General features: G+C 70.2%; 20 protein-coding genes. 12 read left to right on the forward strand and 8 right to left on the reverse strand.

What is annotated here, in order from left to right; all coding sequences use genetic code 11:
* Positions 1–75 precede the first annotated feature (75 nt).
* The 4 genes from OG552_RS23475 to OG552_RS23490 form a co-directional block, all read right to left on the reverse strand.
* The gene (locus tag OG552_RS23475; protein ID WP_329136026.1) at positions 76–846 is read right to left on the reverse strand and encodes a succinate dehydrogenase/fumarate reductase iron-sulfur subunit; all 771 of its coding nucleotides are present in this window, start codon (positions 844–846) and stop codon (positions 76–78) included.
* Complete coding sequence (locus tag OG552_RS23480; protein ID WP_329136028.1) at positions 843–2,849, reverse strand: fumarate reductase/succinate dehydrogenase flavoprotein subunit; 2,007 nt, start codon at positions 2,847–2,849, stop codon at positions 843–845. Before OG552_RS23480 ends, OG552_RS23475 begins: the two co-directional genes overlap by 4 nt.
* 1 nt (position 2,850) lies before the next feature.
* Complete coding sequence (locus OG552_RS23485) at positions 2,851–3,699, reverse strand: hypothetical protein (protein ID WP_329136030.1); 849 nt, start codon at positions 3,697–3,699, stop codon at positions 2,851–2,853.
* Positions 3,700–3,862: 163 nt separating this feature from the next.
* Positions 3,863–4,240, reverse strand: a complete 378-nt coding sequence (locus tag OG552_RS23490; RefSeq protein ID WP_443071010.1) for a hypothetical protein — start codon at positions 4,238–4,240, stop codon at positions 3,863–3,865.
* A gap of 246 nt (positions 4,241–4,486) precedes the next feature.
* Here OG552_RS23490 and OG552_RS23495 point away from each other — a divergent pair, with 246 nt between their 5' ends.
* From OG552_RS23495 to OG552_RS23550, 12 genes are all read left to right on the forward strand, one after another.
* Complete coding sequence (locus tag OG552_RS23495; protein ID WP_329136031.1) at positions 4,487–6,304, forward strand: ABC transporter family substrate-binding protein; 1,818 nt, start codon at positions 4,487–4,489, stop codon at positions 6,302–6,304.
* A 187-nt stretch (positions 6,305–6,491) separates the two neighbouring features.
* Positions 6,492–8,360, forward strand: a complete 1,869-nt coding sequence (gene typA / locus OG552_RS23500) for a translational GTPase TypA (RefSeq protein ID WP_329136033.1) — start codon at positions 6,492–6,494, stop codon at positions 8,358–8,360.
* An 829-nt stretch (positions 8,361–9,189) separates the two neighbouring features.
* Positions 9,190–10,842, forward strand: a complete 1,653-nt coding sequence (locus OG552_RS23505; RefSeq protein ID WP_329136035.1) for a peptide ABC transporter substrate-binding protein — start codon at positions 9,190–9,192, stop codon at positions 10,840–10,842.
* 137 nt (positions 10,843–10,979) lie between these two features.
* Positions 10,980–11,903 (forward strand): ABC transporter permease, encoded by a 924-nt coding sequence (locus OG552_RS23510; RefSeq protein ID WP_329136037.1) that lies wholly within the window; start codon positions 10,980–10,982, stop codon positions 11,901–11,903.
* Positions 11,896–12,828: an ABC transporter permease gene (locus OG552_RS23515; RefSeq protein ID WP_329136039.1), complete on the forward strand. Its 933-nt coding sequence runs from the start codon at positions 11,896–11,898 to the stop codon at positions 12,826–12,828. The genes OG552_RS23510 and OG552_RS23515 overlap by 8 nt, the downstream gene beginning before the upstream one ends.
* Before the next feature lie 11 nt (positions 12,829–12,839).
* A complete protein-coding gene (locus OG552_RS23520; RefSeq protein ID WP_329136041.1) occupies positions 12,840–13,868 on the forward strand; it encodes an ABC transporter ATP-binding protein in 1,029 nt (342 codons plus the stop codon).
* Positions 13,861–14,898, forward strand: coding sequence for an ABC transporter ATP-binding protein (locus OG552_RS23525; RefSeq protein ID WP_329136043.1), 1,038 nt, complete (start codon positions 13,861–13,863; stop codon positions 14,896–14,898). Before OG552_RS23520 ends, OG552_RS23525 begins: the two co-directional genes overlap by 8 nt.
* 174 nt (positions 14,899–15,072) lie before the next feature.
* Positions 15,073–16,722 (forward strand): peptide ABC transporter substrate-binding protein, encoded by a 1,650-nt coding sequence (locus OG552_RS23530; protein WP_329136045.1) that lies wholly within the window; start codon positions 15,073–15,075, stop codon positions 16,720–16,722.
* 67 nt (positions 16,723–16,789) lie between these two features.
* Positions 16,790–17,713 carry an ABC transporter permease gene (locus tag OG552_RS23535; RefSeq protein ID WP_329136048.1) on the forward strand — a complete coding sequence of 308 codons (924 nt, stop codon included), beginning with the start codon at positions 16,790–16,792 and terminating at the stop codon, positions 17,711–17,713.
* Positions 17,706–18,689: an ABC transporter permease gene (locus OG552_RS23540; RefSeq protein ID WP_329136050.1), complete on the forward strand. Its 984-nt coding sequence runs from the start codon at positions 17,706–17,708 to the stop codon at positions 18,687–18,689. Before OG552_RS23535 ends, OG552_RS23540 begins: the two co-directional genes overlap by 8 nt.
* Positions 18,690–18,717: 28 nt before the next feature.
* On the forward strand, positions 18,718–19,758 hold the full coding sequence (locus tag OG552_RS23545) for an ABC transporter ATP-binding protein (RefSeq protein ID WP_329141043.1): 1,041 nt from the start codon (positions 18,718–18,720) through the stop codon (positions 19,756–19,758).
* On the forward strand, positions 19,727–20,812 hold the full coding sequence (locus OG552_RS23550; RefSeq protein ID WP_329136051.1) for an ABC transporter ATP-binding protein: 1,086 nt from the start codon (positions 19,727–19,729) through the stop codon (positions 20,810–20,812). The genes OG552_RS23545 and OG552_RS23550 overlap by 32 nt, the downstream gene beginning before the upstream one ends.
* 38 nt (positions 20,813–20,850) lie before the next feature.
* Here OG552_RS23550 and OG552_RS23555 read toward each other — a convergent pair whose 3' ends face one another.
* The 4 genes from OG552_RS23555 to OG552_RS23570 all read right to left on the reverse strand — a co-directional run bounded on the left by OG552_RS23555 (position 20,851) and on the right by OG552_RS23570 (position 26,199).
* The gene (locus tag OG552_RS23555) at positions 20,851–21,687 is read right to left on the reverse strand and encodes a hypothetical protein (RefSeq protein WP_329136053.1); all 837 of its coding nucleotides are present in this window, start codon (positions 21,685–21,687) and stop codon (positions 20,851–20,853) included.
* Positions 21,688–21,942: 255 nt separating this feature from the next.
* Positions 21,943–22,683 (reverse strand): ABC transporter permease, encoded by a 741-nt coding sequence (locus tag OG552_RS23560; protein WP_329136055.1) that lies wholly within the window; start codon positions 22,681–22,683, stop codon positions 21,943–21,945.
* Complete coding sequence (locus tag OG552_RS23565; protein WP_329136056.1) at positions 22,680–23,645, reverse strand: ABC transporter ATP-binding protein; 966 nt, start codon at positions 23,643–23,645, stop codon at positions 22,680–22,682. The genes OG552_RS23560 and OG552_RS23565 overlap by 4 nt, the downstream gene beginning before the upstream one ends.
* A gap of 133 nt (positions 23,646–23,778) precedes the next feature.
* Positions 23,779–26,199: a hypothetical protein gene (locus tag OG552_RS23570; RefSeq protein WP_329136058.1), complete on the reverse strand. Its 2,421-nt coding sequence runs from the start codon at positions 26,197–26,199 to the stop codon at positions 23,779–23,781.
* Positions 26,200–26,340 lie beyond the last annotated feature (141 nt).

Below are 26,340 nucleotides of genomic sequence, written 5' to 3' on the forward strand. Positions count from 1 at the left end.
CCACCGGACTTCGTCCGGGGGTACCCGCAGCGCCCCGCTGGGGTCCCTGAGCGGGGCGGTACGCCGGGCGGGCTCCTACGCGGGGCGGCGGCGGATCTTGCTGCCGAGCCAGACCAGCGGGTCGTACTTGCGGTCGACCGCGCGCTCCTTGAGGGGGATCAGCGCGTTGTCGGTGATCTTGATGTGTTCCGGGCAGACCTCGGTGCAGCACTTGGTGATGTTGCAGTAGCCGAGGCCGTGGTCCTCCTGTGCGGACGCGGAACGGGTGAGGCCGGTGCCGGCGGCGGCGTCGAGCGGGTGCATGTCGAGTTCGGCGATACGCATCAGGAAGCGCGGGCCGGCGAAGGAGGTCTTGTTCTCCTCGTGGTCACGGACGACATGGCAGGTGTCCTGGCACAGGAAGCACTCGATGCACTTGCGGAACTCCTGCGACCGCTCGACGTCCACCTGCCGCATGCGGTACTCGCCCGCCGCCAGCCCCTCCGGCGGTACGAAGGCGGGGATCTCCCGGGCCTTGGTGTAGTTGAAGGACACGTCGGTGACCAGGTCCCGGATCACCGGGAAGGTCCGCAGCGGGGTGACGGTCACCGGCTCCGCCGGCTCGAACACCGACATCCGGGTCATGCACATCAGCCGCGGCCGGCCGTTGACCTCCGCGCTGCACGACCCGCACTTGCCGGCCTTGCAGTTCCAGCGCACCGCCAGATCCGCCGCCTGGGTGGCCTGGATCCGGTGCACGATGTCCAGCACCACCTCGCCGTCGTTCACCTCGACGTCGTAGTCGCGCAGCTCACCGCCGTCCGCGTCGCCCCGCCACACCTTGAACCGCGCCGTGTACCCAGTCACCGGTCGAGCTCCTCGTCCGTCAGGTATTTGAGCAGCTCGTCCCGTTCGAAGAGGGCGAGCAGATCGGGCCGTATCGGGGGCATCGGGCGCCGGCGCAGGCCGATCGAAGCGTCCTCGACGCCGACCAGGGCGCCGGGCAGCGACCCCGGGTCCGGCGGGGCGGGTGCGGCCAGCTCGCAGACCAGGTTCACCTTGCGCCACACCCGGTCCATGTCCGGATGGTCGTCGCGGGTGTGGCCGCCGCGGCTCTCGGTGCGTTCCAGCGCGGCCCGTGCCACGCACTCGCTGACCAGCAGCATGTTCCGCAGGTCGATCGCCAGGTGCCAGCCCGGGTTGAACTGCCGGTGGCCCTCCACCCCGGCCCGCCGGGCCCGCTGCCGCAGCGCCGCCAGCCGCTCCAGCGCCTGCTCCATCTCCGGGCCGCGCCGGATGATGCCGACCAGGTCGTTCATCACCTGCTGCAGCTCCTGGTGCAGGGTGTACGGGTTCTCGGCCGGGCTGACGGTGCTGCCGCCGGCGCCGGTGCTGCCGGCGGGGTCCGCCGCGTCGGTGGTGTCGGTGGTGTCGCCGGCTCCGAACGGCCGCAGCGCCTCGGTGGCCGCCGCGTCGATCTGCTCCTGCGGTGCCACCGGCCGGGCGTCCGCGGCGCCGAGGCCGGCCGCGTACTCCGCCGCGAAGAGCCCGGCGCGCCGGCCGAAGACCAGCAGGTCCGAGAGCGAGTTGCCGCCGAGCCGGTTGGAGCCGTGCATGCCGCCGGCGACCTCGCCGGCCGCGAAGAGGCCGGGCACCGCGGTGGCCGCCGCGGTGTCGGGGTCCACATCGACCCCGCCCATCATGTAGTGGCAGGTCGGGCCGACCTCCATGGGTTCCGTGGTGATGTCGACGTCGGCCAGCTCCTTGAACTGGTGGTGCATCGACGGCAGCCGCCGTCTGATCTCCTCGGCGGGCAGCCGGCTGGAGACGTCCAGGAAGACCCCGCCGTGCGGGGTGCCGCGGCCCTCCTTGACCTCGGAGTTGATCGCGCGGGCCACCTCGTCGCGGGGCAGCAGTTCGGGCGGGCGGCGGTTGTGGTCGGGATCGCCGTACCAGCCGTCGGCCTCGGCCTCGTCCTGGGCGTACTTCTCCTTGAAGACGTCCGGGATGTAGCCGAACATGAACCGCTCGCCCTCGCTGTTGCGCAGCACCCCGCCGTCGCCGCGGACCGACTCGGTGACCAGGATGCCCTTCACCGACGGCGGCCAGACCATCCCGGTGGGGTGGAACTGGATGAACTCCATGTTGATCAGCGGCGCCCCGGCCAGCAGCGCCAGCGCGTGCCCGTCGCCGGTGTACTCCCAGGAGTTGGAGGTCACCTTGAAGGACTTGCCGATGCCGCCGGTGGCCAGCACCACCGCGGGCGCGTCGATCACGAAGAGCCGGCCGGACTCGCGTACGTAGCCGAAGACGCCCGCGACGCGGGGGCCTTCCTTGAGCACGCGGGTGACCGTGCACTCCTGGAAGACCTTCAGCCGGGCCTCGTAGTCGCCGGTCTCGGCGAAGTCCTCCTGCTGCAGGGAGACGATCTTCTGCTGGAGGGTGCGGATCAGTTCCAGACCGGTGCGGTCGCCGACGTGCGCGAGCCGCGGGTACTCATGGCCGCCGAAGTTGCGCTGCGAGATCTTCCCGTCGGGGGTGCGGTCGAACAGGGCGCCCCAGGTCTCCAGTTCCCAGACCCGGTCCGGCGCCTCCTTGGCGTGGAGTTCGGCCATCCGCCACTGGTTGAGGAACTTGCCGCCGCGCAGGGTGTCGCGGAAGTGCACCTGCCAGTTGTCCCCGGCGTTGACGTTGCCCATGCTGGCCGCGATGCCGCCCTCGGCCATCACCGTGTGGGCCTTGCCGAAGAGCGACTTGCAGATCACCGCGGTGCGCATGCCGCGCTCCCGGGCCTCGATCGCCGCCCGCAGCCCGGCACCGCCCGCGCCGACCACGACCACGTCGTACGCGTGCCGTTCCACATTCGTCATCTCAGAAGAACCTCGGATCGTCGAAGACGCCGCCGGCCACCAGGTACACATAGAAGTCCGCGACGGCGACGCTGATCAGCGAGGACCAGGCGAGCAGCATGTGGCGGGAGTTGAGCACGCCGACCCAGCCCCAGAGCCGGTAGCGCACCGGGTGGGCGGAGAAGTGCCGGAGCTTGCCGCCGACGATGTGCCGGCAGGAGTGGCAGGACAGGGTGTACGCCCAGATCAGCGCGATGTTCAGCACCAGGACCAGGGTGCCCAGGCCCGCGTGGCCCCAGGCGCCGTCGGCGTCGCGGAAGGCGAGCACGGTGTCGTAGGTGAGGATGCCGGCGACCGGCAGCGCCAGGTAGAAGAAGTACCGGTGGACGTTCTGCAGGATCAGCGGCAGCCGGGTCTCGCCGGTGTACTTCGCGTGCGGCTCGGCGACCGCGCAGGCCGGCGGTGACGCCCAGAACCCGCGGTAGTACGCCTTGCGGTAGTAGTAGCAGGTCAGCCGGAAGCCGAGCGGGAAGATCAGTACCAGCAGGGCGGGGGACAGGCCCCACCAGTCGCCGAACAGGTGCCAGTCGGCTCCGCCGTTCATGTCCGTGCAGTTGGCCGCCAGGCACGGCGAGTAGAACGGCGAGACGTAAGGGGCCGCGTAGTAGTGGGAGTTGGCGAAGGCCCGCCAGGTCGAGTAGGCGACGAAGGCGGCCAGACCGAGCGCGGTGACCAGGGGCGGCAGCCACCAGCGGTCGGTCCGCAGATGTGCGGCGGCGATCGCGGCGCGGCCGGGTGTGTGGACACCGCGGGCGTCCTTCGGGGCGGGCGGGGGCGGCGGCTGGGTGGCGGGCGTGGTTCCGGTGGCCAAAGGGGACTCCGAAGGAGCGGGGGAGGGGTGACACGGCTACGGCGGTGTACGGGGGCCGCGGGAGTCTGGGGATGCGGGGGTGCGGGGGTGCGGGGGTGCGGGGACACGGTCCCGGCGGGGTCCCGGCGGCGGGGCGCGAGGGGTACCTTCCCGGCGGCCGTGGTCAGGGCGCGTGCCGGTGGGGCGAGCCCAGCCCCTCCTCCTCGGCGTCCGCCCACAGCCCGCGGTCATAGGGGGCGTCCGGGACCGGCACCATGTCCACCGTGCGGCCGGCCGCACTGCCCGGGACCGATTCCCGCAGCAGCGTCAGGCTCTCCCGCAGGTGACCGGCGTCCGCGCGGACCCGGCGCATGTCCAGGCTGTTGCCCGCCTGCTCGTCCAGCCGGGCGACACAGCGCATCAGATCGTCGAGCCGGCGCTGAACAGAAGTCAGATCGTCGTGCAGGGACATGTCAGTGCCCTCACCGTCTGCCGCCGTGCGATGGGTGACGCGTGGTTGTGCGGTGGTGTCGCTGCCGCGCCTGCGAGTGTCGCGCGTCACACCATGTCTTGTGAAGACGGCTGCATGGATTCCCGCCGTCGGTGGTAAGGCGGCGGCGTTCTGGGCCGGACGAGTGGTGTGGAACGGCCCGGTCGGCGGGTCGGCCGCGCGGGAACCGGGTGGCGAGGTGCCATTTACCGGAAATTGCCCGAAAAGCGGCAGATAAGAGCAGCTGAATCATGTCCCCGGCGCATGGCGTACGAAGGCCGTACGGGCCGCCGCCGGGGCCGCGGAGGTGTCACACCCATGAACCGCAGCCCCATGAGCAGCAGCCCCCTGACCGGTGGCGCGCGACCGGCCTTCCCCGCCACGGCGCACCGGCGCCGTACGGTACGGATCGCCGTCGCGCTCACCGCCGGGGCCACGCTGACCTTGACCGCGTGCTCCTCCGGGGGCACCAAGGCGGCCGGTACCGCGGGGACCGACGTCGCGACCGTGTCCAGGGCGGGGGTCCGCGACGGCGGCACCCTGCGCTGGGCGGTGGACGCGATGCCGCGCACCCTCAACGCCTACCAGGCCGACGCGGACGCCGACACCGCGACGGTGGCCGGCGCCACCTTGCCGGTGATGTTCAAGCTCGACGGGCACGGCAACCCGAAGCCGGACGCCGACTTCGTCAGCAAGGCCGAGATCAGCGCGCAGGAACCGCGCCAGGTCGTCACCTACCACCTCAACCCGAAAGCGAAGTGGAGCGACGGCAAGGCGATCGGCGTGGCCGACTTCGTCGCCCAGTGGAAGGCGCTCGGCGGGAAGAACTCGGCCTACTGGACCTCGCGCAACGCCGGCTACGACCGGATCTCAGGGGTCCGGCAGGGCTCGGACGCGCACGAGGTGAAGGTCACCTTCGCCACTCCGTACGCGGACTGGAAGTCGCTCTTCAGCCCGCTCTACCCGACCGCCGTCACCGGCAGCGCGGACGCCTTCAACGACGGTGCCCGCACCTCGCTGCCGGTGGCCGCCGGGCCGTTCCGGCTGCAGGCGGTGGACACCGGCGCGAAGACGGTCACGCTGGTGCGCAACCCCTCCTGGTGGGGGCAGCCGGCCAAGCTCGACCGGATCGTGCTGACCGCGGTGCCGCGCAGCGACCGCCCGGCCCAGCTCGCGGCCGGCAAGCTGGACCTCGCCGAGATCGACCCGAGCGCGCTGAACACGGTCGTCAGGACCAAGGGCATCGCGGTGCGCAAGGCGCCCGACGCGGCGTACGCGCAGCTGGCGATCAACGGCAGCAGCGGGCCGCTGACCGACGAGCGGGTACGGCACGCGGTGGCCCGCGCGATCAACCGCAAGCAGATCGCCACCGCGGTGCTCAAGCCGCTCGGGCTGCCGGCGGTGCCGCTCGGCAACCATCTGGTGCTGCCCTCCCAGGACGGTTACGCCGACCACAGCTCGGCGCTCGGCAAGGCCGACGTCCAGCAGGCACAGGCACTGCTCTCCGACGCGGGCTGGAAGCGGTCGGCGGCCAAGACCGGCGAGAAGGCGGCAGGACCCGGGCGGACGGCGGCGTCCGGATCGCTCACCGTGGTCGAGCCGAGCCGGGTGCTGGCCAAGGCGGGCAAGCAGCTGACACTGCGGTTCGTGCTGCCGTCGGACTCGCCGACGCTGGACGACGTCGGCGGCCGGATCGCCCGGATGCTCTCCGGGATCGGGATCCGCACCGAGATCAGCAAGGTGAGCGACGCGAGCTACTTCCAGGACCACATCGCGTCCGGGGACTTCGACCTGGCGCTCTGGTCGTGGCCGGGCAGCGCGTACCCGGCCACCGACGACACCCCGATCTTCGCCAAGCCGGTGCCGGCGCCGGACGGATCGCTCACGGTGGCGCAGAACTACTCCCGGGTCGGCACCGACCAGATCGACCAGCTGCTTAACCGGGCCGGCAGCGAACTCGACGCCGGCGCCGCCCGTGACCTCACCGCGGAGGCGGACGCCCGCATCTGGGCCGCGGCCGGCTCCATCCCCCTCTACCAGCGTCCCCAGGTCGTGGGCCTGCGCACGTCCGTCGCCAACGCGGGCGCCTTCGGCTTCCAGACCCCCTCCTACGAGGACCTCGGCTTCCGCAAGTGACCGTGCGGACCTCCTGACCCCAGCGACGGCACGGGCCGCCGGGCAGCCGCCCGGCGGCCCGCGCTGCGTGAGGCGGTGGCGGAGCCCCGTACCATGGGTGTAGGCCGTGGCTTGACCTTGCCCGGCAGGCGAGCGCGTCGAATGAGGGGCGCGACGTCATCCACGATTCCGGGAGAAGCGCCCCAGCATGTCCACGCGCCACGACATTCGTAACGTCGCCATCGTCGCCCACGTCGACCACGGCAAGACGACCCTGGTCGACGCCATGCTGAAGCAGGCCGGCGCGTTCGCCGCGCACCAGCATCTGGACGACCGGATGATGGACTCCAACGACCTGGAGCGCGAGAAGGGCATCACCATTCTCGCGAAGAACACCGCCGTCAAGTACCACCCGAAGGACGGCGGCGACCCGGTCACCATCAACATCATCGACACCCCCGGCCACGCCGACTTCGGCGGTGAGGTCGAGCGGGGCCTGTCCATGGTGGACGCGGTGGTCCTGCTGGTGGACGCCTCCGAGGGTCCGCTGCCGCAGACCCGCTTCGTGCTGCGCAAGGCGCTGACCGCCCGGCTGCCGGTGATCTTGTGCATCAACAAGACCGACCGCCCCGACTCCCGGATCGACGAGGTCGTCAACGAGACGTACGACCTCTTCCTCGACCTGGACGCGGACGAGGACCAGATCGAGTTCCCGATCGTCTACGCCTGTGCCCGCGACGGTGTGGCCTCGCTCACCAAGCCCGCCGACGGCACCGTGCCGGCCGACAGCGACAGCCTGGAGCCGTTCTTCTCCACCATCCTGTCCACCGTCCCGGCCCCGACGTACAACGAGCAGGCCCCGCTCCAGGCGCACGTCACCAACCTGGACGCGGACAACTTCCTCGGCCGGATCGCGCTGCTGCGGGTCGAGGAAGGCCACCTGAAGAAGGGGCAGACCGTCGCCTGGATCAAGCGCGACGGCACCATCTCCAACGTCCGCATCACCGAGCTGATGATGACCGAGGCGCTGACCCGCAAGCCCGCCGAGACCGCAGGGCCCGGCGACATCTGCGCGGTGGCCGGTATCCCGGACATCATGATCGGCGAGACGCTGGCCGACCCGGAGAACCCGATCGCGCTGCCGCTGATCACGGTGGACGAGCCGGCCATCTCGATGACCATCGGCACCAACACCTCGCCGCTGGTCGGCAAGGGCGGCAAGGGCCACAAGGTCACCGCCCGGCTGGTCAAGGACCGCCTGGAGCGCGAGCTGGTCGGTAACGTCTCGCTGCGGGTGCTGCCGACCGAGCGCCCCGACACCTGGGAGGTCCAGGGCCGCGGTGAGCTGGCGCTGGCCATCTTGGTGGAGACGATGCGCCGGGAGGGCTTCGAGCTCACCGTCGGCAAGCCCGAGGTGGTCACCCGGGAGATCGACGGCAAGCTGCACGAGCCGATCGAGCGGCTGACCATCGACTCGCCCGAGGAGCACCTGGGTGCGATCACCCAGCTGATGGCGACCCGCAAGGGCCGTATGGAGACGATGACCAACCACGGGTCCGGCTGGATCCGGATGGAGTGGATCGTGCCGTCCCGCGGGCTGATCGGGTTCCGGACGGAGTTCTTGACCCAGACCCGCGGTACGGGGATCGCGCACTCGATCTTCGAGGGGCACGAGCCGTGGTTCGGCGAGCTGCGCACCCGTAACAACGGGTCGCTGGTCGCCGACCGGTCCGGTGTGGTGACGCCGTTCGCGATGACCAACCTGCAGGAGCGCGGGGTGCTCTTCGTCGAGCCGACCACCGAGGTGTACGAGGGCATGATCGTCGGGGAGAACTCCCGGTCCGACGACATGGACGTCAACATCACCAAGGAGAAGAAGCTCACGAACATGCGCTCGTCCAACGCGGATGTGACGGAGTCGATCGTGCCGCCGCGGAAGCTTTCGCTGGAGCAGTCGCTGGAGTTCTGCCGCGATGACGAGTGCATTGAGGTGACGCCGGAGACGGTGCGCATCCGCAAGGTTGTTCTTGACCAGAAGGAGCGGGGGCGCGCGGCTTCCCGCGCCAAGCACGCGTAACGCTCCGCGTCCACCAGCCCAACGGCACCCCCGCGCCCGGCGGCGCCCTGCCCGCCCCACCCGGGCGGCAGGGTGCCTCGGCGCCCGGCGGCGCCCTGCCCGCCCCACCCCGCCCCGGGGCGCCCTCCCGCTCCGCGGCACCCAGCCGGCTCCGCCGGGTGCCCTTGCGGGCGGACGGCATCTACAAGGGGCGCTGGGGGTACCCCCGGACGAAGTCTGGGGGAGGAACTGCGCGAGCAACCGGCCACCGGCCGGTGGTCCGGAAACGACAGCGACTGCCCCTTTGGGCCGGTGACGACGTTCAGCCGGTCGTGGGCTGGTCGCGCAGTTCCCCGCGCCCCTGGTAGGGCACCGTCCTGCGCGGTCGCGCCCCCGCGGCGGCAGCCGCACATGAAGGTGCAGCCCCGCGCCCTGAAAAACGAGGTACCGCTCGCCCGTGAGGGCACCCGCCCGGTAGGGCGCCGCTGCCCGCGAGGGCGACCACCCGTCCCCGTGCCGCCCGGTAGGGCGTCCGGATATCGGACAAGGGGGAAGGGTATGCGGTGTTGGGTATGTCACATCACCCCTTTTGAACCTGTCTACGTACGTTCCGGAATGTCCGGATTCCGACACCGCCCCGCACACCCGCTGTGACCGAAGTGAGACCTGAGCCGTTCGGACCAAGCCCAAAAGTGTCCGATAGTGGACGGAGTTGAGCTCGGGTCAATGGGTCACGCGCTGTCAAAGGGCGCCGACTCACGAGCATGGAAGGCCGCCTTCGCTGTCAGGGGTGTCAGCGTGCCACGGCCTTCCTTTCACGTATCGACAGTGACTCCTGAGGAGGCAACCCATGCGTGGTGCCAAGAGCGCCAAGTGGGTCATAGGGGCGGCAGTGGTCGCCCTGGCAGCAACCGCCTGCGGTTCCGGCGAATCGAGTGACGGCAAGTCCTCGGCCGGCGGCGGGAACGACGGCATTGTCCGCGCCTGGTGGGGCGAACCCCAGAACCCGCTGGAGCCGGCGAACACCAACGAGGTGCAGGGCGGCAAGGTCCTGGACATGATCTTCATGGACCTCAAGGAGTACGACCCGAAGACCGGCAAGGCCAACCTTGAGGCGGCCCAGTCGATCACCACGCCGGACCAGCAGAACTTCACCATCAAGCTGAAGCCGGGCCTGAAGTTCTCCGACGGCACGCCGGTCACCGCCAGCTCCTTCGTGGACGCCTGGAACTACGGCGCGCTGCTCACCAACGCCCAGCTGAACGCGTACTTCTTCGCCGACATCGACGGCTACGACGCCGTCCACCCGGCCGACGAGAAGTCGAAGCCGACCGCCAAGACCATGTCCGGTCTGAAGGTCGTCGACAACGAGACCTTCACGGTCAAGCTGAAGCAGAAGTTCTCCACCTGGCCGGACCGGCTCGGCTACAAGGCGTTCGCGCCGCTGCCGAAGTCGTTCTTCACCAACCACGCCGGCTACCTCGACAAGCCGGTCGGTGACGGCCCCTACATGGTGGCCTCGTACACCAAGGGCACCAGCATGAAGCTGGTCCCGAACCCGTACTACACCGGTCCGAGCAAGCCCAAGAACAAGGGCGTGCTGCTGAAGGTCTACACCGACAGCAACACCGCGTACGCCGACCTGCAGGCCGGCAACCTGGACGTGCTCGACGACATCCCGGCCGAGCAGCTCAGCCACGTGAAGTCGGACATGGACGGCCGCTACCTCAACCAGCCGGCCGGCATCGTGCAGACCATCTCCTTCCCGCTGAACCAGAAGGCGTGGAACAAGCCGGGCATGGAGAAGGTCCGCCTGGGCCTGTCGATGGCGATCGACCGCAAGACGATCACCGAGAAGATCTTCCAGGGCACCCGCACCCCGGCCAAGGACCTCACCTCCCCGGTGCTGGGCGCGGCCGGCGGTTACAGCGACTCCATCGCCGGCGAGTCGGTCACGTACGACCCGGCCAAGGCCAAGCAGCTGATCCAGCAGGGCGGCGGCATCCCCGGCGGTCACATGACCATCGGCTACAACGCCGACTCCGGCTCGCACAAGCAGTGGGTGGACGCGGTCTGCAACAGCATCAACAACGTGCTGGGCGACAACAAGGCCTGCGTCGGCGCCCCCACCGGCACCTTCGCGGACTTCCGCAACCAGATCACCAAGGGTGAGATGACCAACCCGTTCCGTTCGGGCTGGCAGATGGACTACCCGCTGATCGACGACTTCCTGACGCCGCTCTACGCGACCGACGGCAGCTCGAACGACTCGAAGTACAGCAACCCGAAGTTCGACGCGCTGATCAAGCAGGCGAACGCGGAGCCGGACACCGCCAAGGCGACCGCGCTGTACCAGCAGGCCGAGAAGCTGCTCTTCAACGACATGCCGGTCATCCCGCTGTGGTACCAGAACGGCGGCGCCGCCTGGTCCTCGCGGGTCTCCAACGTGACGGAGAACGCCTTCAGCTACCCCGTCTTCACCGACATCACGGTCAACAACTGACCCGAGTCGGCTGAGTGCCCGCCCTCCCACCGGAGGGCGGGCGCGCACAGGGGGGAACTGACAGCAACCGCTCGCGGTGCGGATGCCGGCCGGGGTCACACATCCCGGCCGGCGTCTGCCCGATCCCTGGAGGGCAGATGGGGCGCTACGTCGTACGACGACTGCTCCAGATGGTGCCGGTCTTCATCGGCACCACTTTTTTGATCTTCGTCATGGTCTACGCGCTCGGCGACCCGGTGGCCGCCATGTTCGGCGACAAGGCGCCCGATCCCGCCACGGCCGCCCAGCTCCGGCACCAGATGTATCTGGACCACTCGCTGCCGGCCCAGTACATCCACTACATGCGGCAGATCTTCACCGGGAACTTCGGCAAGGCGGCCACCGGCCAGCCGGTGACCGAACTGATGGGCATCGCCTTCCCGGTGACCTTCCGGCTGACCCTGGTCGCGTTCGCCATCGAGGCGGTCGTCGGGGTGGCGCTCGGTCTGCTGGCCGGCCTGCGCCGCGGCCGGATCGCCGACACCGGCGTGCTGGCGTTCACCTTGCTGGTGGTCTCCATCCCGACCTTCGTCACCGGCTACCTGCTGCAGTACTTCGTCGGCGTGAAGTGGCACATAGCCAACCCGTCGGTGGCCGAGGGCGCCCCGATCGGCGACCTGATCATGCCCGGCGTGGTGCTCGCCGGGGTGTCGCTCGCCTACGTGGCCCGGCTGACCCGTACCTCGGTCGCCGAGAACTCCCGCGCCGACTACGTCCGTACCGCCATCGCCAAGGGCCTGCCCAAGCGCCGGGTGGTCACCGTGCACCTGCTGCGCAACTCGCTGATACCCGTGGTGACCTTCCTCGGCACCGACATCGGCGGCCTGATGGCCGGCGCCGTCGTCACCGAGCGGATCTTCAATGTGCACGGTGTCGGCTACCAGCTCTACCAGGGCATCCTGCGCAACAACCCGCCGACCGTGGTCGGCTTCGTGACGATCCTGGTGATCGTCTTCCTCGCCGCCAACCTGCTCGTCGACCTGCTCTACGCGGTCCTGGACCCGAGGATCCGGTATGCCTGAGACCACCAACACCGCGGTCCTGGAGGACGGCACCCCCACCACCGCGGACGGCCTGCCCGTCCCCGGCGAGCAGCGCGACCGGCCCCGCAGCCTGTGGAACGACGCCTGGCACGACCTGAGCCGCAAGCCGATGTTCTACGTCTCCGGCCTGCTGATCCTCTTCCTGATCGTCATCTCGGTCTGGCCGGGCCTGATCGCCAGTGGCGACCCGCTCTCCTGCAACCTGGCGAACTCGCAGAACGGCCCCACCGGCGGCCACCCCTTCGGCTTCGACCAGCAGGGCTGCGACGTCTACACCCGGACCGTCTTCGGTGCCCGCGCGTCGGTGTCGGTCGGCATCTTCTCCACCGTGGGCGTCGCCGTCCTCGGCTCGGTCCTCGGCGGCCTGGCCGGCTACTTCGGCGGCTGGTGGGACGCGATCCTCTCCCGGATCAGCGACATCTTCTTCGGCATCCCGATCCTGCTCGGCGGCGTGGTCTTCCTCTCCGTCGTCAAGGGCGGCACGGTGACCACCGTCTCCACCTTCATGGTGCTGCTCGGCTGGCCGCAGATCGCCCGGATCGCCCGCGGCGCGGTGATCACCGCCAAGCAGCAGGACTATGTGCAGGCCGCCCGGGCACTGGGCGCCGGCCACTCCCGGATGCTGCTGCGGCACATCGCACCCAACGCGCTCGCCCCGATCATCGTGGTGGCGACCATCGCGCTGGGCACGTACATCTCGCTGGAGGCGACCTTGTCGTTCCTCGGCGTCGGTCTCAAGCCGCCGGCCGTCTCCTGGGGCATCGACATCTCCGCCGCCTCCGACCAGATCCGCAACGCCCCGCACATGCTGCTCTTCCCCGCCGGGGCGCTGAGCATCACCGTGCTGGCGTTCATCATGCTCGGCGACGCGGTACGCGACGCCCTCGACCCCAAGCTGCGCTAGGAGGCGTTCCGTTGACGGTCATCGATGAGACCGCGGGCGCCCAGGCGCCCGCCACCCGCACCGCTCCGCTGCTGGAGGTACGGGACCTGCATGTCGAGTTCCACACCCGGGACGGGGTGGCCCGCGCCGTCAACGGTGTGAACTACTCCGTCGGCGCCGGTGAGACGCTGGCGGTGCTCGGCGAGTCCGGCTCCGGCAAGTCGGTCACCGCCCAGGCGATCATGGGCATCCTCGACATGCCGCCGGGGAAGATCCCGCAGGGCGAGATCCTCTTCCACGGCCAGGACATGCTGAAGATGTCCCCCGAGCAGCGGCGGAAGATCCGCGGCCGGAAGATCGCCATGATCTTCCAGGACGCGCTCTCCTCGCTGAACCCGGTGCTCTCGGTCGGCTACCAGCTCGGCGAGATGTTCCGGGTCCACCAGGGCCTGTCCCGCAAGGCCGCCAAGGCCAAGGCGATCGAGCTGATGGACCGGGTACGGATCCCGGCCGCGCACGAGCGGGTCGGCGACTACCCGCACCAGTTCTCCGGCGGTATGCGCCAGCGCATCATGATCGCGATGGCGCTCGCCCTGGAGCCGGAGCTGATCATCGCCGACGAGCCGACCACCGCGCTCGATGTGACGGTGCAGGCCCAGGTGATGGACCTGCTCGCCGAACTCCAGCGCGAGTACAACATGGGCCTGATCCTGATCACCCACGACCTGGGCGTGGTCGCGGACGTCGCCGACAAGATCGCGGTGATGTACGCGGGCCGGATCGTGGAGAACGCCCCCGTGCACCAGATCTACAGCAAGCCCGCGCACCCGTACACCAAGGGTCTGCTCCAGTCGATCCCGCGGCTGGACCAGAAGGGCCAGGAGCTCTACGCGATCAAGGGCCTGCCGCCCAACCTGCTGCACGTCCCCTCGGGCTGCGCCTTCAACCCGCGCTGCCCGATGGCGCAGGACATCTGCCGTACCGAGGTGCCCGTCCTGCACACCGTGGGACCCGAGCGCGGCAGCGCCTGCCACTTCTGGAAGGAGACCCTCGGTGAATGAGCCCATCCTTCAGGTACGCAACCTGGTCAAGCACTTCCCGCTGAGCCAGGGCATCCTGTTCAAGAAGCAGATCGGCGCCGTGAAGGCGGTCGACGGCATCTCCTTCGACCTCTACCGGGGCGAGACGCTGGGCATCGTCGGCGAGTCCGGCTGCGGCAAGTCGACCGTCGCCAAGCTGCTGATGAACCTGGAGCAGGCCACCTCGGGCGAGGTGTTCTACAAGGGCCAGGACATCACCAAGCTCAGCGGCAAGGCGCTCAAGGCGGTCCGCCGCAACATCCAGATGGTCTTCCAGGACCCCTACACCTCCCTCAACCCGCGGATGACGGTCGGCGACATCATCGGGGAGCCGTTCGACATCCACCCGGAGGTGGCGCCCAAGGGCGACCGCAGGCAGCGGGTGCAGGAGCTGCTGGACGTGGTCGGGCTCAACCCCGAGTACATCAACCGGTACCCGCACCAGTTCTCCGGCGGCCAGCGGCAGCGCATCGGCATCGCCCGCGGCCTGGCGCTCAACCCGGAGATCATCATCTGCGACGAGCCGGTCTCCGCGCTGGACGTCTCGGTGCAGGCGCAGGTCATCAACCTGATGGAGAAGCTGCAGGACGAGTTCGGCCTGTCGTACATCTTCATCGCGCACGACCTGTCGATCGTCCGGCACATCTCCGACCGGGTCGGTGTGATGTACCTGGGGCGGATGGCGGAGATCGGCTCCGACGAGGAGATCTACGAGCACCCGACCCACCCGTACACCCAGGCGCTGCTCTCCGCGGTGCCGGTGCCGGACCCCGAGGCGCGGGAGCACCGCGAGCGGATCATCCTCTCCGGGGACGTGCCCTCGCCTGCCAATCCGCCGTCGGGCTGCCGTTTCCGCACCCGCTGCTGGAAGGCGCAGGAGCGGTGTGCGCAGGAGACGCCGCTGCTGGCGGTCCCCGCGGTCTTCGCCGGGCAGGACACCCCGGCCGCGCACGAGTCGGCGTGCCACTTCGCCACCGAGAAGGATGTGGTGGGCGCGGTGGACGCGGCCTGATCCGCCGTCACCCCTGCTGGGCGCCCCGAGCCGTTCGCCACGGCCGGGGCGCCTTCGCGTACTCCCCCGCACGGGTGAACTCCTGACGCTGCGTGGGCCCCTGAGTGCGGCTTCGCCCGTATTGCTGTGTCATGGGGTGCGAAGTGTCATTTGTGACCCATGAGGAGGCACGCGATGCGCGGAGCCACGCGCGTGAAGTGGGCCGTCGGTGTGATGGCCGTCGCCCTGACGGCCGCTGCCTGCGGCGGCGGCAGTGACAACGGCGGCGGTGGTGGCAGCGGCAGCAGCAGCGGCGGCATCGTCCGCGCCTCCTGGGGCGACCCGCAGAACCCGCTGGAGCCGGCGAACACCAATGAGGTCCAGGGCGGCAAGGTCCTCGACATGATCTTCCGGGGTCTGAAGAAGTACGACCCGAAGACGGCCAAGGCCGAGAACATGATCGCGGACTCGATCACCAGCACCGACTCGCAGAACTTCGACATCAAGCTCAAGTCGGGCTGGACCTTCAGCAACGGCGAGCCGGTCAACGCCGACTCCTTCATCAACGCCTGGAACTACGACGCGCTGCTGAAGAACGCGCAGCTCAACGCCTCCTTCTTCAACTACATCGACGGTTACGAGCAGGTCCACCCGGACAACCCCGGCGCCAAGTCGACCGCCACCACGCTCTCCGGGCTGCAGAAGGTCTCCGACCTGGAGTTCAAGGTCCGGCTCAACCAGAAGTTCTCGCTGTGGCCGGACACCCTGGGCTACTCGGCCTTCTACCCGCTGCCGAAAGCGTTCTTCGACAACCACGCCGCCTGGCTGCGCAAGCCGATCGGCAACGGCCCGTACACCATCTCCTCCTACACCAAGGGCTCGCTGATGAGCCTGCGCAAGTGGGACGGCTACAAGGGACCCGACCCGGCCCAGAACAACGGCGTGGACCTGCGGGTGTACACCGACAACAACACCGCGTACACCGACCTGCAGGCCGGCAACATCGACCTGGTCGACGACATCCCGGCCGCGCAGCTGACGAACGTCAAGAGCGACCTCGGCAGCCGCTACATCAACGAGCCGGCCGGCATCATCCAGACCATCGCCTTCCCGCTGTACAACGCGCGCTGGTCGTCGGCGAACTCCGCGAAGGTCCGGCAGGGCCTGTCGATGGCGATCAACCGCAAGCAGATCACCGACCAGATCTTCCAGCAGACCCGCACCCCGGCCTCCGACTGGACCTCCCCGGTGCTCGGCACCGCGGGCGGCTTCAAGGAGGGGCTGTGCGGTGACGAGTGCACGTACAACCCGGCCAAGGCCAAGCAGATGATCCAGCAGGGCGGCGGGCTGCCGGGCGGCAGCATCACCATCGGCTACAACGCCGACACCGGCTCCCACAAGGAGTGGGTGGACGCGGTCTGCAACAGCATCAACAACGCGCTGGGCAACAACAAGGCGTGCGTCGGCGCCCCCACCGGCACCTTCGCCGACTTCCGGAACAAGATCACCAACAAGCAGTTGAACAACCCGTTCCGGTCCGGCTGGCAGATGGACTACCCGCTGATCCAGGACTTCCTGCAGCCGCTGTACTTCACCAACGCCTCGTCGAACGACTCGCACTACAGCAACGCCAACTTCGACAAGCTGGTGAACGAGGCCAACGCCGAGACCAACTCCTCCAACGCCGTCGGCAAGTTCCAGGACGCCGAACGGCAGCTGGTCACCGACATGCCGGCCATCCCGCTGTGGTACCAGAACGGCAGCGCCGGCTACTCCTCGAACCTCAGCAACGTCCTCCTCAACCCGTTCAGCGTCCCGGTCTACAACGAGATCAAGGTCAAGTGAGACCGGCCGGAGGCCGCACCGGGCACTGCCCGGTGCGGCCTCCGGCGGCTTTCCCCGAGGAGGCTCCATGGGACGCTATGTGATCCGGCGGCTGCTCCAGATGATCCCGGTCTTCATCGGCAGCACCTTCCTGATCTTCGTGATGGTCTACGCGCTCGGCGACCCGGTGGCCGCACTCTTCGGTGACCACGCGCCCGACCCGGCCACCGCCGCCCAGATCAGGCACGATCTCTACCTCGACCACTCGCTGCCGGCCCAGTACATCCACTACATGAAGAACATCTTCACCGGGAACTTCGGTGAGGCGTTCAGCGGCCAGTCCGTCACCTCGCTGATGGGCAGCGCGTTCCCGGTCACCATCCGGCTGACCATCGTGGCGATCCTCTTCGAGATCATCATCGGCATCATCCTCGGCGTGATCACCGGGATGAAGCGCGGCAAGCCGGTCGACACCGGGGTGCTGCTGCTCACCCTGGTCGTCATCTCGGTGCCGACCTTCGTCACCGGCTACGTGCTCCAGTACCTCTTCGGCGTCCAGCTCAAATGGGTCGCCTCGTCGGTCTCGCCCAGCGCCCCCTTCAACGAGCTGATCCTGCCCGGCCTGGTCCTCGCCCTGGTCTCGCTCGCCTACGTCACCCGGCTGACGCGTACCTCCATCGCCGAGAACACCCGGGCCGACTACGTCCGCACCGCCGTCGCCAAGGGCCTGCCACGCCGCCAGGTGATCGTCCGTCACCTGCTGCGCAACTCACTGATCCCGGTGGTGACCTTCATCGGCACCGACATCGGCGCCCTCATGGGCGGGGCCATCGTCACCGAGCGGATCTTCAACATCCACGGTGTCGGCTACCAGCTCTACCAGGGCATCCTGCGGAACAACGCACCGACCGTGGTCGGCTTCGTGACCATCCTGGTGCTGGTCTTCCTGGTGGCGAACCTGCTCGTCGACCTGCTCTACGCGGTCCTGGACCCGAGGATCCGGTATGCCTGAACCGAGCAACCCGTTCGAGCACGACCAGTCCGTCGCCCCCGGCGGCTTCGGCAGCGGCATGGACCTGGCCGCCGACGAGGCCGGGACGCTGGAGAAGAAGCCGGGGCACGGCGCCGGGGAGCCGACGGGCAAGCCGCGCAGCCTGTGGTCCGACGCCTGGCGGGACCTGCGGCGCAACCCGGTCTTCATCATCTCCGCGCTGATCATCCTCTTCCTGGTGGTCATCTCGATCTGGCCCGGCCTGATCGCCAGCGGCGACCCGCTCCAGGCCGACCTCTCCAAGTCCCAGGCGGGCTCGGAGCCCGGCCACCCCTTCGGCTTCGACCTGCAGGGCCGGGACGTCTACACCCGGGTGGTGTACGGCGCCCGTGCCTCGGTCGAGGTCGGCGTCTGCGCCACCGCGGGCGTGGTGCTGCTCGGCAGTGTGCTCGGCGGCCTGGCCGGCTTCTTCGGCGGCTGGTGGGACGCGATCCTCTCCCGGATCAGCGACGTCTTCTTCGGCATCCCGGTCATCCTCGGCGGCCTGGTCTTCCTCTCCGTGGTCACCAACAGCACGGTCTGGCCGGTGGTCGGCTTCATGATCCTGCTCGGCTGGCCGCAGATCGCCCGGATCGCCCGCGGCTCGGTGATCACCGCCCGGAACAACGACTACGTGCAGGCCGCGCGGGCGCTCGGCGCCGGCAACTCCCGGATGCTGCTGCGGCACATCACCCCGAACGCGGTCGCCCCGGTGATCGTCGTCGGCACCATCGCGCTCGGCACCTACATCGCCCTGGAAGCCACGCTCTCCTACCTGGGCGTCGGCCTCAAACCGCCCACCGTCTCCTGGGGGATCGACATCTCCGACGCCTCCAGCCAGATCCGCAACGCCCCGCACATGCTGCTGTGGCCGGCGGGCGCGCTGAGCGTCACCGTGCTGGCGTTCATCATGCTCGGCGACGCGGTACGCGACGCCCTCGACCCCAAGCTGCGCTGAGGAGCCCGCGATGGCCACGAGCCTGGAGATGAGCCCGGACCCCGCGGAGCCCGCCGCGTCCAAGGGCGGCCCGCTGCTCGACGTACGGGACCTGCACGTCGAATTCCGCACCCGGGAGGGCGTGGCCAAGGCCGTCAACGGCGTCAACTACGCGGTGGACGCCGGTGAGACGCTGGCGGTGCTCGGCGAGTCCGGCTCCGGCAAGTCGGTCACCGCCCAGGCGATCATGGGCATCCTCGACTCCCCGCCCGGCTTCATCACCGGCGGCGAGGTGGTCTTCCAGGGGCAGGACCTGCTGAAGCTCGGCAACGAGCCGCGCCGCAGGATCCGCGGTGCCCGGATGGCGATGGTCTTCCAGGACGCGCTCTCCTCGCTCAACCCGGTGCTGTCGGTCGGCGACCAGCTGGGCGAGATGTTCCGGGTGCACCGGGGCATGTCCCGCAAGGACGCCAGGGCCAAGGCGGTCGAACTGATGGAGCGGGTGCGCATCCCGGCCGCCGAGGAGCGGGTCAAGCAGTACCCGCACCAGTTCTCCGGCGGTATGCGGCAGCGGGTGATGATCGCGATGGCGATCGCGCTGGAACCCGAGCTGATCATCGCCGACGAGCCGACCACCGCGCTCGATGTGACGGTGCAGGCCCAGGTGATGGACCTGCTCGCGGAGCTGCAGCACGAGTTCAACATGGGCCTGATCCTGATCACCCACGACCTGGGGGTGGTGGCCGACGTCGCCGACAAGATCGCGGTGATGTACGCGGGCCGGATCGTGGAGAGTTCGCCGGTGCACGACATCTACCGGGCCCCGGCCCACCCGTACACCAAGGGCCTGCTGCGGTCGATCCCGCGGCTGGACCAGAAGGGCAGTGAGCTGTACGCGATCCAGGGTCTGCCGCCCAACCTGCTGCACATCCCGCCCGGCTGCGCCTTCCACCCGCGGTGCCCGATCGCGCGGGCCGTGTGCCGCACGGACATCCCGCCGCTGTACCGGGTGAGCGAGACCCGGGCGAGCGCCTGCCACTTCTGGAAGGAGACCCTCGATGACGACAGCCCCGCGGCCGACGGCACCTGAACCCGCCCCCACCAAGCCTGCCGGCCGGGAGCCGATCCTCCAGGTCCGCGGCCTGGTCAAGCACTTCCCGCTGACCCGGGGCATCCTGTTCAAGCGGCAGATCGGCGCGGTGAAGGCGGTCGACGGGGTCTCCTTCGACCTGTACGCGGGCGAGACGCTGGGCATCGTCGGTGAGTCGGGCTGCGGCAAGTCCACGGTGGCGCGGCTGCTGATGAACCTGGAGACAGCGACGGCCGGTGAGGTCATCTACAAGGGCCAGGACATCACCAAGCTCAGCGGCAAGGCGCTCAAGGCGGTCCGCCGCAACATCCAGATGGTCTTCCAGGACCCGTACACCTCGCTCAACCCGCGGATGACGGTGGGCGACATCATCGGGGAGCCGTACGAGATCCATCCGGAGGTGGCGCCCAAGGGCGACCGGCGGCGCCGGGTGGAGGAGCTGCTGGACGTGGTCGGGCTCAACCCCGAGTACATCAACCGGTATCCGCACCAGTTCTCCGGCGGTCAGCGGCAGCGCATCGGCATCGCCCGCGGGCTGGCGCTGCGGCCCGAGGTGATCGTCGCCGACGAGCCGGTCTCGGCGCTGGACGTCTCGGTGCAGGCGCAGGTCATCAACCTGATGGAGCGATTGCAGGACGAGTTCGACCTCTCCTACATGTTCATCGCGCACGACCTGTCGATCGTCCGGCACATCTCCGACCGGGTCGGCGTGATGTACCTCGGCAAGATCGTGGAGATCGGGCCGGACGAGGCGATCTACGAGCACCCGACCCACCCGTACACCCAGGCGCTGCTCTCCGCGGTGCCGGTGCCGAACCCGGACGCCCGTGAGCAGCGGGAACGCATCATCCTCACCGGGGACGTGCCCTCACCGGCCAACCCGCCGTCCGGCTGCCACTTCCGCACCCGCTGCTGGAAGGCGCAGGAGCGGTGCGCGGTGGAGGAGCCGCTGCTGGCGGTCCCGGAGTGGTTCAAGAAGGAGGGCGGGCCCGCCGCGCATCCGTCGGCGTGCCACTTCGCGGAGGAGAAGCAGATCGTCGAGCCGGAGGAGTGACCGGCCCGCTGACGGCCCGGTGACCGGCGGGCGCTGAGTCAGCCGCGCTGCCACCAGTGGCGTTTGCGGGACGGGGTGACGGCGTGGATGGCGCCGCGCAGGCGGTCGAAGGTGATCACGGTGCCGCCCTCGGGGGCTGCGGCCTCCGGCGAGTCCGCGGCACCGTCGGTGGGTGCCGGGTCCGCCGGGTTCGCGAGTTCCGCCGGGGCAGTGGGCAGGACCAGGCCGAGGCAGACCAGTTTGACCTGTTCGCCGTCCGGCATCGGCAGCGCGGCGAAGACGGGGGCGCCCTCGAAGCCGAGCGGGACCCGGCCGGTCCACCGGGCCGGGTCGTCCGGGGTGTCGCGGGTCACGGCGCCCTGGACCAGGAGCTGCGGGCGGTCCACGGCCTTCGAGCCCGGCTCCTGCACGACCTCGTGACCCAGCAGATACGCGGGCAGCGGGGCCGGGCCGAGCAGCGCGATGTCGTCCGGCTGGGCGGCCAGGCCCGAGGTGATCTCGTCGGTGGTCCAGCGCCAGTTGCCGCGCTCGGCGTGGATGTGCAGATCGGTGGTGGGCATCACCGCGACGCCCGAGGTGCCGAGCCGGGTCCACTTCTTGACGAAGGCGGGCATCACCAGCTCGTCGGCGGGCAGTTCCGGCTCCGCGAGGCCGTCCCGCAGCGTGAACTGGCCGATCTCGTACCGGGTACGGCGGTCGGCGGTGACGAGGTACTGCCGGACCACCTCGCGGTCGCCGGCGGATTCGACGAGGTCGTTGTACCAGAAGGCGGTCCCGAAACTGCGGTCCGCGCGGGCCGCCTGGAACGGCAGGGTGGCGCGGGCCGCCACGTTCCGCACGGCGTTCTCGATCATGCGCTCGGGAGTCTCAGCCACGTGTCGGACCTTATCGCTGTCCAGTGCGGTTGCCTGCACGCGGGCCCGCCCCTCCTGCCCCCGCCGCCAGTCCCCGGACCTTCCGCCGGTCCACGGCTTGTCGCGCAGTTCCTCGCGCCCCTTCGGGGCACCCCAAGGGCGCTGGGGGCACCCCCGGACGAAGTCTGGGGGAGGAACTGCGCGCTCAGGTTCCACCGGCGGGCGGTCCGGGAACCGGCCGACAGGGGCTGGGCGGGCGGTCCGCTCACCCCCGCGTCACCCCCTCCTCGTGTCCTTGCGGTAGAGCCAGGCCGCCGCCCCCGCGAAGAGCAGCAGGTAGACGACGAGGACGGTCACGTCCTTGGCGTGCGGCGCGTCGCCGAACTCGATCGACTGGCCGAGCGCCACATACGGCCGGCCCGGCAGATAACCCGCCAGATCCTGCAGCCACTGCGGGTACGTGGTGATCGGGATCCACAGGCCGCCCAGCAGGGCGAGGCCGAAGTAGAAGAGCATCGAGATCGGCCGGGCCACGTCCGCGGTGGCCACGTAACCGATCGCCACGCCCAGCGCGGCGAAGACCAGGCTGCCCGCCCAGGTGGCGAAGGCGATCCCCACCCACTGCCACGCGTCGAGCCGTACGCCCTTCACGGCCGCGCCCAGCACCAGTACGACCACGATGGACGGCAGGCTCACGGTGGCCGCCGAGGCGATCTTCGCCACGACGTAGCCGCGGCCGGGCAGTGCGGTCAGCCGCAGCTGCCGCACCCAGCCCTTCTCCCGCTCGCGGGCGATGCGTTCCGCGTTGCCCATCAGCACGGCGGTCAGCGCACCGAACGCGGCCATCCCGACCATGTAGTACGAGACGAACGTGACGTCCGAGCCGTCGAGCCTGGTGTTCTTGTCCGCGCCCGCGGTGATGACCACGAAGAGGAACGCCGGGTACAGCAGCGAGAAGAACATGAACTTGCGGTTCCGCAGGGTGCGGACGATCTCCAGCCGGATCAGCGTGTTCATCGGATCTCCGCCTCCTCGGCGGTCGCCGCGTCGGTGATGGCGAGGAACGCCTGCTCCAGGCCGAGCCCGGAGACCTCCAGATTCCGCGGGTAGAGGCCGAGCCCGTAGACCGCGTGCATCGTCGCGTCCGCGTCGTCGGAGCGGATCCGCACGGTGGAGCCGGTGAGGTCGAGGCCGACCAGGTGCGGCAGTGCGCGCAACGCGTCCTCGTCGATGGGTCCTTCGAGGTCGAAGGTGATCCGGCGGGCGCCGGCCCGCGCCTTGATCTCGGCGGCGGTGCCGTCGGCGATCAGCCGGCCGTGGTGCAGGACGAGGACACGGTCCGCGATGGCGTCCGCCTCCTCCAGGTAGTGGGTGGCGAAGAGTACGGTCCTGCCCTGCTCGACCTGGGTGCGCATGGTGGCCCAGAACGCCTGCCGGGCGCTGACGTCCATCCCGGTGGTCGGCTCGTCGAGCACGATCAGGTCGTTGGCGCCCGCCGTGGCGAGGGCGAACCGCACCCGCTGCTCCTGGCCGCCGGAGAGCTTGTTGACCTTGCGGTCTGCGATGTCGGTGATCTCGGCGGCGGCCAGCACCCGGTCCACCGGATACCGCTTCGGGTGCAGGTCGCAGGCGAGTGTGACGATCTCCTTGACGGTGACCTCTTCCATCAGGCCGCCGCTCTGCAGCATCGCGCCGACCCGTCCGGCGGCGATCGCCTGGGCCGGGGTGGACCCGAACACCCGCACCGCGCCGCTGTCGGCGTTCTTCAGCCCGAGCAGCAGGTCGAGCGCGGTGGACTTCCCGGCGCCGTTCGGCCCGAGCAGTGCCACCGTCTCGCCGGGATACAGGCTCAGGCTCAGCTCGGCCACCGCCCGTACGGCGCCGAAGCTCTTGTTCACATCGGAGAAGCTGACGACGGGCTCGCCCTGCCCCAGGGCTCCTCCGCCTTTCGTGGTGTTCACGGCTGCGGTTGCGGTCATGGCATCAGCTTCCCCCACCGCCCGGGCGCGCAGTCAGGGCCGGGGGTCGTGTCTTCGGCATGACAGATGTCCTGCGGCTGTCCTGCGGCGCGGGCGGGCGGGGGAACACGGCGGAGAGCGGGGGGAGCGGGGGCTACTGGACCACGCCCGGGATGGTGACCGCCTGGTCGGAGGTCTTGTCGAGGGCCGGGAGCAGGGCGGCGGCGACGTCCTGCGGGGTGATGGCGGTCTTGCTGCCGTCGGAGCGCTTGACCAGGACACCGTCGAAGGTGTTGCCGTAGAGGGTCTTGAGCGCCTTCAGGTCGATGTGCGGCTGGAGCTTGCCGGTGTCGTCCGGGACCATGGTGAGGATCTTGGGCAGCGAGACGGTCGGGCCGATGTTGATGGAGTGGGCCGCGCCCGCCTGGACCGTGGTCACGTGGGACATCGCGTGCTTGGCGAATCCGTTCTTCGCCGCGTCCAGTTCGGCCTGGGTCACCTTGGGCTGGACGGTGGTGACCGCGAGGTCGATCGCGGTGTCCCGGCCGGTCTCGGCGCGGGTGCGGTAGGCGGCGGCGACCTGGCCGGCGGCGTCGTCCACGTCGAAGGAACTGCCGGCGTGGCCCGGGACCGCGACCACCTTGTTGGGCTCGAAGCGGATCATGCCATCGGTCGCGGTGCTGTTCTTGCCCGCGATGCCCTTCAGGGCGGCCTTCAGCTTGTCCTCGTCGACCAGGATCACCGGGTCGGCGGTGCGGGTGCTGCCGAAGAGGGTGCCTATGACGGAGACCGGGTTGTAGTCGGCGTGCGCGACCTTGCGGACGGTGGCGTCCGTGTCGAAGGACAGGCCCGCCACCGACGGCTTGAGGGACTGGTTCTTGCCGTCGATGGTGAGGGTCAGCGGGGCGGTCGTCCGGTCGCCGAGCGCCTGGTCGAGGGACTTGCCGGCCTCGTCGGTGCTCTCGTTGCCGATGTCGACACCGAGCACGGTGGTGCCCTTGGGGACGTCACCGTGGTTCATCAGCAGCCCGGCGCCGTAGGCGAGCACGACGACCGCGCCGACCGCGACCCCGAGCAGGGCGACCTTGGAACGGCCCTTCTTCTGCGGCCGCGCGGCGGCGGCGGGCGCCGGCGCCGGGGTCTCGTCCGCGGGCTTCGGGGCCGGCGGCCGGGGGCCGGTGAAGGCCGGGCGCGGGGCGGGGGACTCGTGCGACGGCACCGGGGGGATGCCGCCGACCAGGGTGTCGGCTGCGGTGCGGTTCCCGGGCGGGATGCCGCCTGCGGTGGGCGGTACCGGCGGCCGGAAGGCTTCGGAGCGGGCCGGGGGCACCGGCATGGACCCGGTGGCCGGACCCGTGGTGGGCCCTGCGGGCGGCTGGTAGCCGGGGAAGGGCTCGTCGGTGGCGTTCCCCGGGCCCCGGCGGTTCTGCCGGTTCGCGGGGTCGCCGGGGCCGGCCTGGGACGCGGTGTCCGGCAGCGGGAAGGCCCCGGTGGCGGCGTCGTACGGCCGTCCGGCCGGCTCCCGGCCGACGAACGGCTCCGGGTCGCCCGGGAAGCCGGCGGTGGTCGGCCGGGGCACGCCGGGCGGGAAGTCCTCGGTGCCGGGGAAGGGCGCGAAGCCGCCGGGCGGGGTGTCGTGCGTGCCCCGCGCGCCGGGGTCGTCGCCGCGCGGCGGTACGGGGGTGGAGCCGGTGTCGTAGTCCGGGAAGGGGGTGCCGGCGCTGCGGCGCTCCCCGTACGGGTCGGGGTCGGGGACCCGGGGCGTGCCGAAGGCGTCCGCCCCGGAACCCGCGCCGTACGGAACACCGGCCCCGCCGCCGGGGAACCCGCCCCGGTCCGCACCGGGGGAGCCGACGCCGTCCGTGCCCGGGAAGCCACCCCGGTTTCCACCGGGGAATCCCGTGCCGTCCGTGCCGCCCGCGCCCGGGAAGCCGCCCAGGCCCGGGCCGCCGCCGGGACGGCCTGCGCCGCCCGGCCGTCCTGCGCCGGGGAATCCGGTGCCGTCCGTGCCGGGGAAACCGGTGTCGTCCGTGCGGCCGGGGGCCGGGAAGGCGGTGCCGTCCGTGCCGCCGAAGCCCGGGACGTCCGGGCCGTCGGTGCCGGCGGGGGTGTCCTGGTCGCCGGGGGAGGTGCCCACCGGCTTGCGCGGGGCGAACCAGTCGGAGGTCTTCTCCTTCTTCTCCGGCTCCGGCTCGGCGTCCGCGGGCCCGGCCGCGGCGGCGGCAGCAGCCGCCACCGCTTCGCGCTCCTCGGCGGCGGCAGCCGCCACCGCGTTCTCGTCCACCGGGGTCCGCACCACGACCGGCGGGATCGGCCGCGACCCGGGGATGTTGATCCGGATCCTGGTGGTCAGCGTCGTCTCGGTTCTGGGCTCGGCCGGCTGCTCGGAAGCGGCTCCGGTTTCGGCCGACTCCTCGGGCTCGGGAGCGCCGGGGCCCGGGGCCCCCGGGCGGGTCCGCTCCTGCGGGTGCAGCGAGGGGAACGGCCGGCTGCCGTACGGCGGGGTGCCCGACGGGTAGGCGGCACCGCCGCGCCCCTGGGGACCGGCGGACGAACTGTCGTTTTCACGGCTCAAAGCAGGCTCTCCCGGTTAGCTACGCCACCCGTATCGGCTCTCCGCGGGCGGCTCGCCGGCGCGCACCACCATACCGATCTGCGCGCAGCGGCATCCCTGGTCCGGCGGGAACGCTCGGCTTCACCCAACCATGACCCGGCC

It is taken from the genome of Streptomyces sp. NBC_01476 (assembly GCF_036227265.1).
Lineage (GTDB): Bacteria > Actinomycetota > Actinomycetes > Streptomycetales > Streptomycetaceae > Actinacidiphila.

Coding starts and splice junctions, on each gene's coding strand:
- OG552_RS23480 (WP_329136028.1), bottom strand. CDS start 2,849: ATGACGAATGTGGAACGGCACGCGTACGACGTGGTCGTGGTCGGCGCG.
- OG552_RS23495 (WP_329136031.1), top strand. CDS start 4,487: ATGAACCGCAGCCCCATGAGCAGCAGCCCCCTGACCGGTGGCGCGCGA.
- typA (WP_329136033.1), top strand. CDS start 6,492: ATGTCCACGCGCCACGACATTCGTAACGTCGCCATCGTCGCCCACGTC.
- OG552_RS23505 (WP_329136035.1), top strand. CDS start 9,190: ATGCGTGGTGCCAAGAGCGCCAAGTGGGTCATAGGGGCGGCAGTGGTC.
- OG552_RS23510 (WP_329136037.1), top strand. CDS start 10,980: ATGGGGCGCTACGTCGTACGACGACTGCTCCAGATGGTGCCGGTCTTC.
- OG552_RS23515 (WP_329136039.1), top strand. CDS start 11,896: ATGCCTGAGACCACCAACACCGCGGTCCTGGAGGACGGCACCCCCACC.
- OG552_RS23530 (WP_329136045.1), top strand. CDS start 15,073: ATGCGCGGAGCCACGCGCGTGAAGTGGGCCGTCGGTGTGATGGCCGTC.
- OG552_RS23535 (WP_329136048.1), top strand. CDS start 16,790: ATGGGACGCTATGTGATCCGGCGGCTGCTCCAGATGATCCCGGTCTTC.
- OG552_RS23540 (WP_329136050.1), top strand. CDS start 17,706: ATGCCTGAACCGAGCAACCCGTTCGAGCACGACCAGTCCGTCGCCCCC.
- OG552_RS23545 (WP_329141043.1), top strand. CDS start 18,718: ATGAGCCCGGACCCCGCGGAGCCCGCCGCGTCCAAGGGCGGCCCGCTG.
- OG552_RS23550 (WP_329136051.1), top strand. CDS start 19,727: ATGACGACAGCCCCGCGGCCGACGGCACCTGAACCCGCCCCCACCAAG.
- OG552_RS23560 (WP_329136055.1), bottom strand. CDS start 22,683: ATGAACACGCTGATCCGGCTGGAGATCGTCCGCACCCTGCGGAACCGC.
- OG552_RS23565 (WP_329136056.1), bottom strand. CDS start 23,645: ATGACCGCAACCGCAGCCGTGAACACCACGAAAGGCGGAGGAGCCCTG.